6 protein-coding genes are annotated in these 13,203 nt (G+C 36.3%); 2 read left to right on the top strand and 4 right to left on the bottom strand.

Features of this window, described 5'->3' with window-relative positions; all coding sequences use genetic code 11:
* Window positions 1–119 precede the first annotated feature (119 nt).
* On the bottom strand, window positions 120–1,784 hold the full coding sequence (gene glnS, locus GIY03_RS02465) for a glutamine--tRNA ligase (protein WP_457913552.1): 1,665 nt from the start codon (window positions 1,782–1,784) through the stop codon (window positions 120–122).
* Window positions 1,785–3,525: 1,741 nt separating this feature from the next.
* On the opposite strand from glnS, the gene folA reads away from it, so the two are divergent.
* Window positions 3,526–4,011: a type 3 dihydrofolate reductase gene (folA, locus tag GIY03_RS02460; RefSeq protein WP_457913551.1), complete on the top strand. Its 486-nt coding sequence runs from the start codon at window positions 3,526–3,528 to the stop codon at window positions 4,009–4,011.
* A 1,520-nt stretch (window positions 4,012–5,531) separates the two neighbouring features.
* On the opposite strand, the gene lolE is transcribed toward folA, so the two are convergent.
* Genes lolE through lolC form a run of 3 tightly spaced genes read right to left on the bottom strand, consistent with a single transcriptional unit; the run spans window position 5,532 to window position 8,676 of the window.
* The gene (gene lolE / locus GIY03_RS02455) at window positions 5,532–6,779 is read right to left on the bottom strand and encodes a lipoprotein-releasing ABC transporter permease subunit LolE (protein ID WP_457913550.1); all 1,248 of its coding nucleotides are present in this window, start codon (window positions 6,777–6,779) and stop codon (window positions 5,532–5,534) included.
* An 18-nt stretch (window positions 6,780–6,797) separates the two neighbouring features.
* A complete protein-coding gene (gene lolD / locus GIY03_RS02450; protein ID WP_457913549.1) occupies window positions 6,798–7,484 on the bottom strand; it encodes a lipoprotein-releasing ABC transporter ATP-binding protein LolD in 687 nt (228 codons plus the stop codon).
* Window positions 7,477–8,676 carry a lipoprotein-releasing ABC transporter permease subunit LolC gene (lolC, locus tag GIY03_RS02445; RefSeq protein WP_457913548.1) on the bottom strand — a complete coding sequence of 400 codons (1,200 nt, stop codon included), beginning with the start codon at window positions 8,674–8,676 and terminating at the stop codon, window positions 7,477–7,479. Before lolC ends, lolD begins: the two co-directional genes overlap by 8 nt.
* A gap of 280 nt (window positions 8,677–8,956) precedes the next feature.
* Here lolC and mfd point away from each other — a divergent pair, with 280 nt between their 5' ends.
* Complete coding sequence (gene mfd, locus GIY03_RS02440) at window positions 8,957–12,436, top strand: transcription-repair coupling factor (RefSeq protein WP_457913547.1); 3,480 nt, start codon at window positions 8,957–8,959, stop codon at window positions 12,434–12,436.
* Window positions 12,437–13,203: the final 767 nt, after the last annotated feature.

Genomic DNA, 13,203 nt, shown 5'->3' with positions numbered 1-13,203 from the left:
ACCACCATAAATGGTTTGATAGAGCATTGACATTAAGATTAAAAGAAAAAATTTTATAGCAGGAAAAGTAAAATACATTGATGTATCTAAAATAATGTTTAATATATACTGGGTGTCGTTTAAGTTCTTGTTTTCATCCAGGTATGGCGTAATTTAACAGTGCGGTTAAAAACCATATGTTTGTTTGAAGAGAAATGACTGTCAGCGCAGAAATAGCCTTCACGTTCAAACTGATAAGCTTTTTCTGGTGGTGCAATTTTTAAACTGGGCTCAACAAAACCTTGCTTAATCACCAGAGATTCTGGATTAATTGTGGCGAGAAAATCTACAGCAGATGCTGGATTTGACACGTTAAATAAGTGATCATATAATCGAATCTCAGCTAATAATGCATGAGCTACAGAAACCCAGTGAATGACACCTTTTATTTTGCGGCCATCCTCTGGATCCTTATTCAGTGTCTTAGTATCATAGCTACAAATGATAGCTACTATTTCGCCTTTTTTATTCTTTTTAACTCTCTCAGCCTTAATGACATAGGCGTTTCGTAGTCGGACTTCTTTTCCTAACACTAGACGTTTATACTGTTTATTAGCTACTTCGCGGAAATCAGCGCGATCGATATAAATCTCTCTGCTAAACGGTACTTTACGACTGCCCATTTCAGGTTTGTTTGGATGGTTAGGCATAATAAGTACCTCTTCTTGCGTACTCATGTTTTCTATGATCACTTTTACTGGTTCTAGTACCGCCATGGCACGCGGTGCGTTTTCATTCAGATCGTTACGAATACAGGATTCCAGTGCCATAAATCCAATGTTATTGTCTTGTTTAGTCACGCCAATACGTTGGCAAAATTCTCGAATGGCGACAGCAGTATAGCCTCTTCTACGTAAACCAGATAGGGTTGGCATGCGTGGGTCATCCCAACCTTCAACGCGCTTCTCCATCACCAGTTGGTTGAGTTTTCTCTTTGACAGAATGGTATACTCAAGATTGAGACGTGAGAATTCGTATTGATGTGGGTGGACATGGATTGTAATATGATTTAGTACCCAGTCATAGAGACGGCGATTATCCTTGAACTCCAAAGTACATAAGGAATGCGTGATCCCTTCTAGTGCATCGGAAATGCAGTGAGTAAAATCATACATCGGATAAATGCACCACTTATTGTTAGTTTTGTGGTGTTTAGCAAACTTAATGCGGTACAGTATGGGATCGCGCATAATAATAGATGATGAGGTCATATCAATCTTAGCGCGTAGACAGGCAGCTCCTTCGACGTACATACCATCACGCATTTTCTCGAACAACATCAGATTCTCTTGCACGCTACGGTCACGATATGGACTATTTTTACCTGGTGCAGTCAGGCTACCACGGTATTCACGAATCTTCTCCGGTGATAACTCATCAACATATGCTAGGCCTTTCGTAATGAGTTCAACCGCATAGTGATACAGTGGATAAAAGTAATCTGAGGAATAACGGACATCGCCACTCCATCGAAATCCTAACCATTCTACGTCATATTTGATTGACTCTACAAACGCGATATCTTCTTTTTCAGGATTAGTATCATCGAAGCGCAAGTTACACTGGCCCTGATAATCTTGTGCAATGCCAAAGTTCAGACAAATAGCTTTAGCGTGACCAATATGCAGATAGCCATTCGGCTCTGGTGGAAAGCGAGTACGTACTAACACATATTTACCTGTCTCTAGATCTTTATCTATGATCTGGCGGATAAAGTTAGTTGATCTGATTTTAGCCGTTTTCATTTTATTATTTCTCTATGTAGAGTACCATACAAGTTTCTTACGTCTTAATAAGCCAGACTTAAAACAACTGTGTTTTTTAGAAAATATAGTCTATTTTTTTGATTATACCACTTTACATACCACAAAGAATCTGTAGAAATTAATTATTACTAGTTACACTATCTGACTGTTGATAGAGCAATATGTGATATTAAACGTGGGTTATATATAGAGGACTTTCCAGATGGTAATATAGTACTCCATGATATACCGAATGGTGGAAGAGTCTTTGTTTAGGTACAGTACTAATAAATTTTGTCATGACTTGTGGGATTTAGGCTACTGAATAAGCCAGCTATCAAGTTGTTATATCGTAAGTATTTTATTAACTCATATGGTGGTTGAGTAACTATATTATATATTTATTAATATTTCGATTAATATGCTATAGTGTTTTATAGTTTTATTGCTCATTGTCGTGACATATGATTCTGATAGATTGTTTCAAGGGTTTTAATCATATAAGCTGTTTATAGTGCTATCTTATTTAGTGGAATTGCATATTGATCTAATAACTACGTTAAAGCAGAATAAATCCAGAATTATTATCTGGTAATTCAAAAATGTATTCGTTAAGAATTCAGTTATTCCATTCCATAAGACTTACTTGCAGTAAGTACTGTAAATTAATAGTTAAAACTTTTGACTTGCAGCACGCTGATTGTTCTTATGCGTACACGTTTGCACTAGTATTTAGCAATTAGTAATGATTGCTCGAAGGTGATTTTTGCTAAAATTACGACTCATCTTTGACTCCATAATATAGATGGCAAAAATGCAGTATTGTTAATTTCACTAAAAGTACTGTTAATGTTTTATATAATTTATAATGAAAATGTGTTAAACATCGCGCGTAGCATGTAACGTATTAACTTCACTATAAGAGCAATCGTGACTACCACAATAGACCTAAAAAGTTGTCACGGTGATACAATTAAGTATTTTGCTTTAAGTTTATTATCTAAATTAATTACTTAATGAAAAAGAGATTAAACAAAAGAGTGTCTATTTAAAATTTTTGCTTTCTGTTGTAGAATAAAGAAAGATATTATATCATCTTGGATTTTATCTCTTCAGAAATTCATAAAAAATTTAGCAGACCTTTCTTTTACAGTTCGAGATAAAAGTGTGTCACTTACTTTCTAATCACTAGAACTCTAGTATTTATAGTGTGAACTATTGCTTATCAGTGTCATAGTCTTCGAAGATTAGTGATATTGCTTCGAATGTGAATTGAAAATCAGTGTTTATTAGTAAAATCACCTTTTAGCATATGCGTATAGATAACATCCTAATATAGATTACCGGTTTGAGTGTATTTTGATAATAAAACTGCATTAGATGTCTTTCGGATTGTCTGTTTTAAATGTCAGTATATTATTTAAGTGCTTTTGATCGTTTAATATAAAAAAGTTTAATAAAGGTGAAAAAGTTCGGTAAGCATATTAGATGTTAAGGTTCCGTAAGTTAATATAATAATTTATATCATTCTTGATGCTTATAAGATATAGCGTTATTAACACTCCTAGATGGAATATTAAATTTATTTCAAAAGACTTACAGTATTGGTGTTATAAAGATCAACAAAGATATGAGTATGCGCTCTGTCTTTGTGCTCTACTGTTTTACCTCTCTCATCCATATTAAAATAATCTATCAGTATACATGAGAACTCATTCCTTATACAAGGAAAGGATAAGATATGTTTATTAGTTTAATTGCTGCCGTGGCAGAAAAACACGTTATTGGCATGGAAAACACAATACCATGGTATTTATCAACGGATTTAGCATGGTTTAAATATCACACATTAAATAAGCCAGTCATTATGGGACGAAAAACCTTTGAATCTATTGGATACCCGTTACCTATGCGGCATAATATTGTATTAAGTAGTTGTTTAGATAATTACTCTAAAGTAACTTGGGTGCGTTCGCTAGATGATGCATTAACTGCTGCTGCAAACGTGGAAGAAGTTATAATAATAGGCGGCGGGAATGTTTACAGACAGTTCTTAATGCACGCTCAGCGCATGTACCTAACGCATGTTAATGCTAAAGTTAGTGGCGATACTTATTTTCCCAGTTACAAATTTGATGAATGGAAAATTTTATTTAGTAAACCTTACCATGCAGATAAAGTAAATACTCATAGTTTTTATTTTGAAATTTTAGAACGCCGTTCATAATTAATAGTAACTTAATCTTTATAATGAGTTGCGAGATATAAGTATTTATCGTAGCTATGAGTTTTATGCTGTTAAATTTTTTGATTTATCTAACATTGAGCGATGTGTCAGCTAGTTAATTACGTTATATTACAGTAGTATAATAGTCTCTTAGGAAATAGCGAAAAACAGTATTTTGTATTTTATGACTGAAGAACATAGTGTACGACAATTATACAAACAAATAACTCTATAGAGAAATCTTTTGTATGCGTTGCGGTTAGGGGTTATTTCTTGATTCATTTATCTTATGTAAGCATTATTCTTAATCTATATTATTTACTTATAGTGTATAAAACGATTATTGACTATATAGATTATTGATATTGTTTGTGTGCATAAACTAGAAATTCCGGTACTGTATTATACTCCATTACGTTTTATTAGTAGAACAGAAATTAGATATTAAACGTATCAGATTAGCTCTTCATATAAGCTATAAGATAGGACAGATACATGCTATGATTACTATAATAGCCCTATAAACTACAGAAAATAGTTTATGTAGAGCCTTTGGCTGTTTAGAATGTGGCTTATCACGTATGATGAACATACTCAGAATTCTTAATGATTATTTATGCATTTCAGTTATTATAAGCGCTGCACACTTAAACTGACTACGATAACATATGTGTATCAGAATTAACTTTAGCGGATTTTATATTTTAGAGACATTTTTCCTATGAAGAAGTTGTCTAAAAAAATAATTTTGCCGCGTTCACTAGGCTGTACTCTGTGATATTAAAATAATACTCTATTGAGTTAATTTCAAAATTAGGTGCTACATATGATATGTAGCACCTAATGCTATCTCATCAATAAATTGATCGCTAGATAAATACTTTAAGAGTGCACATAGCAATACAAACAACAGCCTTAATTAACGCATAATAAATGTTATTTATACTGAGAAAATTATACTTGATTTATAATATAGTGTTATAAAAATACCAGAAGTAAGTCTGCATACTGATCTTCAGGCTATGATTTTTAGAGAAGTTGAATATTTGGCATGAAATCATTGTAGTGTACTTGCAGGTTATTGGTACCTTGTAATAGTAAAATATCGCTATAACAAGAGGGAAGTTGTCTGTTTCTCTTTCATTATAGTCGATGTCGTAGAGAATATCTAGCGCTATATATTATCTTTTTAATGTGTTGCCATTGATGACAGAGTACACTATAAATCTTTGGTGCCTATTGAAGATGTTAACAGCGTGATAGCATAGCGAGCTCTATCTTTTAGAGATATTACCGCCAATTTATCTTTAATATTCAATAAAGATATACCTTTTGTGGCTTAACACTCATCCTAAACCATAATACTATAGTGGTTTTAGCGAATGTCACTATGACATTATGATAGCGATACGTACAAGAAAAGCGATGTGGTATATAAAGAGTGTTTATAAGTGAAATCATAAATTATCAGCCACGTTAATTTTTTATTTCATCAGGTAGTTGTTCTACTTATCATTTAATTAGTATCTACTTAACACACTTGCTGGATCAATGCAGCTAGCACGTTTAGCTGGATACCAACTTGCTAGTAAACTCAGGATAAGTGTTATCACTATTACAATTACTAAATCTAGCCTATGCAGCTCAGAAGGTAGAAAGTCGATAAAGTATACTTTTCCTGATAAATATGCATGGCCTGTCAATTTTTTAACACTATTCATAATAGTTGTCAGTTGCAGAGAACAAACTACCCCTACTACCATTCCACTAAAGCTGCCAATTAATCCAGTCAGTAGGCCGTACCAAATGAAGATAGCACGAATAAAGCTATTTTTAGCGCCGAGAGTACGCAGTATTGCGATATCACCGATTTTATCTTTTACTGCCATCATCAATGTAGCAATGATGTTAAAACAAGCCATGCTGATTATTAGTATCATCGCTAAATACATAATAGTTCGAATCATCTGAATATCATTGTATATATAACCATATGTACGGATCCAACTTTTAATATAGACGTAAGTATTAGTCACCTTAGCCGCATCATACACTAGCTTATTTGCGTTAAATACTTGATTTACTTTAATGGCGATGCCAGTAATACTATTACCCATATTTAGATATTGTTGCGCATCGCTCAGTGGAACTAACCCTAGGTTGTGATCTAATTGCCCACTAAGCTGTAAAATTCCTATGACATGCAATCGGATACGTTGGGGTTGTAATAGCCTAAGTCTAGGATCACTGTTTGGGATTATCATTGTGATATAAGAATCACCGTTAACAGCTAGAGCATCTGCCACCCCTTTACCAAGGATAATTTGCCGCTCGCCAGATTTAAAATGACTCCAAGCATCATTTTGTACAAATTGTGGTAATATGCTAATTTGGTTTTCCTGCTGTGGATCAATGCCTTTTACCTGCACTGCGTGTAAGTGTACGCTATTTTCGAGTAGGCTAGTAAACTGGATATAAGGTGCAGCAGCTAGAATGCCAGGTACTTTATTAATCCGTTGCAATATAGATCGCCAATTTTGAAATGGTTGATGTACTACCTCGATTTCACCATGTGGAACTACTGATAAAATGCGATGTTTAAATTCACGTTGGAAACCGTTCATCGTACTCAGGCTAATGATAACTATTGCTACTCCCAGAGTAACACTAAGAGTGGAAGTAGCAGACATTAGTGATAGTATGCCACCACGTTTTTGGCCACGGCTAAACCGTAGAGCTGTTAAAAAAGACAGTAGTGTACACACCATTATTTCGTACTCGGTAAATCACAGGGGGATTTGAAGATGGCCATCAACCATTTCCAGCGTACGACCAAGACGATTGGCCAATCGTACATCATGGGTGACAATTAAAAATGCTGTGCTCTGGCGTACGTTAAGCTCATACAATAAATTCAGGATACTATCTGAGGTATGTTGATCCAGATTGCCAGTCGGTTCATCCGCTAATACTAGTGCTGGATTATTGATTAATGCTCGGGCAATCGCTACACGCTGTCGTTCTCCACCTGAGAGCTCAGAAGGACGGTATTTACTGCGTTTTTCCAGTCTAACCGCTGCTAACATTTCTATTGTCTTTTTTTTAGCTAATGCTGAATGGGCGCCACTGATTAGTAATGGCATAGCTACGTTCTCCAGTGCAGTAAAATCCGGCAGTAGATGATGAAACTGGTAGATAAATCCGATCTGACGGTTTCGTAGATCTGATTTGGCTTTTGGCGACATGTTGTGCAGAGATAAGCCTTTGAAAATTACCTCTCCAGAGCTTGGAGAATCTAAACCACCTAGCAGATGTAATAAGGTACTTTTTCCAGAACCTGAACTACCGACGATCGCTGTCATTTCGCTAGACTGCATACTAAAGGTAATATTAGATAGTACCTCAGAATACACATCGCCTACCTGGTAGCGCTTGCATAGATTATTACACTGCAGTAATCTGTCATTACTCATAACATAAAACTTCGGCAGGTCGTGACGAAGTAGCACGCCATGAAGGGTAAAGTGTAGCGATAAAAGATACTGTCATTGCTACCGCAGCAATAATTATTGCTTGTAGCGGATTAATTAGGACTGGTAAAGTATGTCCATTGATAAATTTAGTAAGTACTGGCATTAGATTGTTCAGGTGTTTTGCTGATAATATACCTAATAACGCACCAATCAGTGATCCTATAATTCCAGCACTGGTACCCTGTATTACAAATATTGCCATGATCTGATATCGTGCTAGACCTACAGTTTGCAAGATTGCAATCTCGCTCTCCTTTTCCATTATTAGTAACGCTAGAAAAGTAACAATATTAGATATAGCAATCGTCACGAGCAAACTCAGAAGTAGTGTCATTATGTTTTTTTCCATTTGTACTGCTTGGAATAGGTCACTTTTTCTTTCACGCCAATCCCTCCATTCTGTGCCTTTGGGTATCTTTTGATGGCTAACGGTATTCACCATTATCGGGTGTTTTAGGAATAAACGCCAACCTGTGATATTACCGATGGTATAGCGCATGAGGCGCGACGCATCCTCTTGGTTGAGTAAACACTGATAGCTGTCTACCTCGCTATTGGCATGAAAAGTGCCGATAAGGGTAAATAATCGTTGGCTAGGAATACGACCCATGGGTGTGAGTTGGTAGGTGCTGGGTACTAGCAATCGTAGTGAGTCACCAGGCTTGACATTAAGCTGATTGGCTAATTGCTCACCGACAATAATATTATAGTGGTTTGGCTGTAGTTGTTGTTGGATGTCACCAAGATAAGGGGTTAAAGGATCAGTTTCGTTTTGGTTAATACCAAGCATTACGCCAAGCGCTATGCCTTGTGCGCTTTGCAGCACCACGTTAGCTGTTGTTAAGGGTGAAACGCGGTAGACACCTTGTAGATTTTTAATAGCTGAAGCAGGTAGCATCGTAGGATTGATCGATCCCTTTTTGCTGGTAATTAATGCTTGCGGCATAAGGCCAAGAACATTTTTTTCTAGATCTTTATCAAAGCCATTTATTACCGATAGTACCAGAATTAATGCCATTACTCCTAACATAACTCCCATAGTAGATGACCAGAAAACAAACCGTCCGAATCGGTTTGAGGTACGTCCACATATATAGCGCAAGCTAATGAACAACGCGACAGGTCGATACATGACAGTTTTTATATTGCCATAGTTATAATTAAAGTAATATGATTGTTTATTATAATAACTTATTTCTATTAAGTGAATACTTAAGAGAGGAGTTTTATTTAGTTGGTAGTTTTATCCAAAAAAAATCATCATTAATTAATATAACATTAGGTTAAAAATTAGTTTTATAATTTTAATGCTGTTAGTTAATTAACTGCTAAGTTACTATAACTACAAATAAGGCGCTTTATTAAATAATTACTACTAAGCGCAGTCTATCACGATAATTAAAGATACTTGAATGAGCATTGTTAATACCAAAAACCTTTTCTTATCTCCGCGTTATTCTTTGCCTAAACGCGCAGGTGATCTGCGCCGTTTAGGTCAGTTATTTGGTTCAGCCTGCGCTATAGAATGTGCCGAGATTATCGAACGTTATAATGGACCGGTGATGTTAATCACCTCAGACACGCAGTGTGCTTTGCGGCTGAATCATGAAATCCAGCCACTTACTAAGCAGAAAGTAATTAGATTATCTGATTGGGAAAACTTACCCTATGAGAATCTCTCTCCACATCAAGCAACCATTTCTTCCCGCCTATCGATCCTGTATGATTTACCTACCATGACGCGCGGAGTGATAATTCTCTCAGTTAATACTCTGATGCAAAGAGTTTGTCCTAGCGCCTTTCTCCATAGTTGCTCATTAGTAATAAGTAAAGGTCAGTATTGGTCATGTGATAAACTGCGCCGTCAATTAGAACAAGTTGGTTATCGCTACGTTGAGCAAGTGATGACACATGGCGAATTCAGTATCCGGCGCTCACTGTTTGATCTTTACCCTATGGGTAGTGATGGAGCGTACCGTATTAATTTTTGTGGAAAAAAAATTAGTAGTGTACGTACCTTTGACATTGATAGTCAATGCACAATAAGCGATGCTGACGCCATTAATTTACTGCCAGCTCATGAATTTCCAACTGAAAAAAATGCTATCAAGTTGTTTCGCAGTCAGTGGCGTGAGCGATTTGACGTACTTCATCATCCTGAGCATGTTTACCAGCAGGTCAGCAGATCTATATGGCCTGCGGGTATCGAATATTGGCAACCTTTATTCTTTAGTCAGTCATTGCCGTCATTATTCAGTTATTTACCACTTAATACTTTAATTATTAACATCGGAGATCTTGAAAGTGCCGCTACCTGTTTTTGGCAGGTTATAAGCCAGCGTTATGAAAAACATTGCATTGATCCAATGCGTCCGCCGTTATCTCCAGATACTTTATGGTTAAGTGTTGATACGTTGTTAGGTGAACTAACAGCTTGGCCACGTATAACATTGGAGATTGAGACTCTACCTGCTGCAATGAATAATATGAATCTAGGCTATTACGCTTTGCCTAATTTAGCGGTGCAATCTCATAATCCGCTGTCGTTAAAGAGTTTGCAGCGCTTTATTATAGATTTTGATGGTAGTGTCATTTTTTTGGTCAAAAGCGAAGCCCGGCGTCAGATGCTACAGGATGTACTTGGTCGCATTAAGCTCAGCACGTTATTGATTCAATATCTCGATCAGGCACAATCAACAGGTTATTATATAATAATCTGCGCTTGTGAGCATGGTTTCCTAGATAGCAACCGCAATCGGGCGTTGATTTCTGAAAGTGATCTCTTAGGTAAGCACGTCAATTGCTACCAGAAAGACAACCGCTGTATTATTAACATCGATACACTAATTCGCAATCTAACGGAATTGCATCCTGGACAGCCTGTAGTGCATCTGCAGCACGGTATTGGTCGTTATCTTGGTTTAACTACTTTAATGATTAGGGATATTCAGACAGAATATCTGATTTTATCTTATATGGATGAAGATAAACTATATGTACCAATTTCTTCGTTGCATTTAATCAGTCGTTATTCTGGAGGTTCCGACGACACTGCCCCTCTCCATAAGTTAGGTGGAGATAGTTGGGAAAGAATCAAACAAAAGACTGTTGAACAGGTACGTGATATAGCTGCTGAATTGTTAGATATTTATACTCAACGTACTACGAAGACTGGTTTTGCTTTTAAACATAATCATGAGAAGTATCAACTTTTCTGTCGAAGCTTTCCATTCGATCTTACGCCTGATCAAGAAGCAGCGATCAACGCCATGCTAAGTGACATGTGTCAACCTTTAGCTATGGATCGTCTGGTATGTGGAGATGTTGGTTTTGGTAAAACTGAAGTAGCGATGCGTGCTGCTTTTCTGGCGGTAGACAATGGTAAACAGGTAGCGATGTTAGTGCCTACAACTCTGCTAGCAAAACAGCACTTCGACAACTTCCGTGATCGCTTTTCTGCTTGGCCTATCCGCATTGAAATGATATCACGTTTTCTTAATGCTAAAGAACAAACTCAGGTATTAGATGCCACAGATTCTGGTAACGTAGATATCCTTATTGGAACGCACAAACTGTTACAGGCTGATGTGAGATGGAAAGACTTAGGATTGCTGATTGTTGATGAGGAACATCGTTTTGGTGTACACCACAAGGAGAAAATCAAAGCGATGCGCTCCAATATAGATATTTTAACACTAACTGCTACTCCTATTCCACGCACATTAAATATGGCGACGATCGGCATACGCGATCTATCTATTATCGCTACTCCTCCAGCACGTCGTTTAGCAGTAAAAACTTTCATACGTGAGTATGATAGTCTCGTGGTACGCGAAGCAATCTTGCGTGAGGTGCTGCGTGGCGGTCAAGTTTATTATTTATATAATGATGTAGAGAATATTGAGCAGACCGCTAAAAATCTGGCAGATTTAGTGCCAGAAGCACATATTACTGTTGGCCACGGACAAATGCGTGAACGTGATTTAGAGTGTGTGATGAACGATTTTCAGCGTCAACGTTTCAATGTTCTGGTTTGTACCACTATTATCGAGACTGGCATTGATATTTCCAGTGTAAATACTATTATTATTGAGCGTGCTGACCGCTTTGGTCTAGCACAGTTGCATCAGTTACGTGGACGTGTTGGACGTTCACACCATCAGGCCTACGCTTATTTTTTAACATCGCATCCGCAGACAATAAGTGCAAACGCGAAAAGTAGATTAACAGCTATTACTTCGATGGAGGATCTTGGTGCTGGCTTCGCACTGGCTACTCACGATTTAGAAATTCGTGGTGCCGGAGAGTTGTTAGGAGAAGATCAGAGTGGTCAAATATCTACTACTGGTTTTTCTGTATATATGGAGTTACTGGAAAACGCAGTAGATGCATTAAAAAATGGTCGTGAACCGTCTTTAACAGATCTGGTGAACAAGCAAGTAGAGATAGAGTTGCGTATGCCCACTTTATTGCCGAATGACTTCGTTCCAGATGTCAATACGCGGTTATTGTTTTATAAACGCATTGCTAGTGCTAAAAACAATGATGATTTAAGAGAATTAAAAATGGAACTGATTGACCGCTTTGGTGTATTACCGGAACCAGCAAAAAACCTTTTCAGAAATGCATTCCTACGCCAGTACGCGCAAATGTTAGGGATTAAACGCATTGAAAGTAATGAAAGAAGTGGATTTATTGAATTTGGCGATCAAAATCATATCGATCCAAGCTATTTAATTAGCTTACTAAAAAGTAATCCACAAGTATATCGACTAGACGGTCCCAATAAATTAAAGTTTGTGTTCGATGTAAGCGATCGCAAAAGGCGACTAGAGTTTATTGAAGATCTGTTAAGTGCGTGTGTAGCTCACAAATTAGTACTACCGGCTTAGACTTTTATCTAGTGGATAGGTATTATTTATCGATCACCATAAGTGTACTATACGTTGTTTCTGACAGGATAGATTAATCAAAAAGTGAAAATCATGAATTTTACCGTAATGATTATTTGTTAAGATAATATCTACTGATTAACGATCTTTGTTATATCAAACGTTTCAGAAAGAGAGTAATATAGTAATATATGTTTTAAACTTTTTTAAATAGGATTTCTGTTAGATAGAAGACTGTATTTTATCACTGCGCTTTATAAAATTCAAAATTTGATATTTAGCAAAACTTCGAGTGCACAAGTAAAACTGATGCATATACAATTGAAAAATATAATCTGTATACCTGATTAATTTTAATATGTATTGTATCTATATATTGTCGAGATTTACAGTCATTTGTCACATAAAATCAATAATATCTTCTGGACGTTAAAGGCTGGTGCAATATGTCTATGTGATATGTATTCATTAGATTAGATTCAATAACTTTAAACTATGGGTTTGGTAAAATTTAGGTGATTAAATGCAGCGTAAATCTGAGAGATTTTCTATAAAATAAGACAATCGCTAATGTCACTAAAAAAATGATATACGAACCCGAAAAAAGTTCTCTGGTGATTATGGGGATATTTGTGAGATTATAAGAGGTATGCTGATGAGTCATAGCTTTATTCAGACAAAAGGTGAAAATTTATTCTAGCAATACATTAGACATCTGAAAGTAGATATAGTGCTTAGTCAGATTAAACAGTGCTTTAAGTGTAGAT

The sequence above is a fragment of the Candidatus Gillettellia adelgis genome, assembly GCA_020541285.1.
Taxonomy (GTDB): Bacteria; Pseudomonadota; Gammaproteobacteria; order Enterobacterales; family Enterobacteriaceae; genus Gillettellia; species Gillettellia adelgis.
The sequence above is the reverse complement of the archived record's forward strand: the minus strand, read 5'-3'. Positions and strand labels throughout refer to the sequence as shown.

What these genes read in the sequence shown, in the direction of transcription:
- glnS (WP_457913552.1), bottom strand. Translation starts at nt 1,784, where the DNA reads ATGAAAACGGCTAAAATCAGATCAACTAACTTTATCCGCCAGATCATA.
- folA (WP_457913551.1), top strand. Translation starts at nt 3,526, where the DNA reads ATGTTTATTAGTTTAATTGCTGCCGTGGCAGAAAAACACGTTATTGGC.
- lolE (WP_457913550.1), bottom strand. Translation starts at nt 6,779, where the DNA reads ATGGTGTGTACACTACTGTCTTTTTTAACAGCTCTACGGTTTAGCCGT.
- lolD (WP_457913549.1), bottom strand. Translation starts at nt 7,484, where the DNA reads ATGAGTAATGACAGATTACTGCAGTGTAATAATCTATGCAAGCGCTAC.
- lolC (WP_457913548.1), bottom strand. Translation starts at nt 8,676, where the DNA reads ATGTATCGACCTGTCGCGTTGTTCATTAGCTTGCGCTATATATGTGGA.
- mfd (WP_457913547.1), top strand. Translation starts at nt 8,957, where the DNA reads ATGAGCATTGTTAATACCAAAAACCTTTTCTTATCTCCGCGTTATTCT.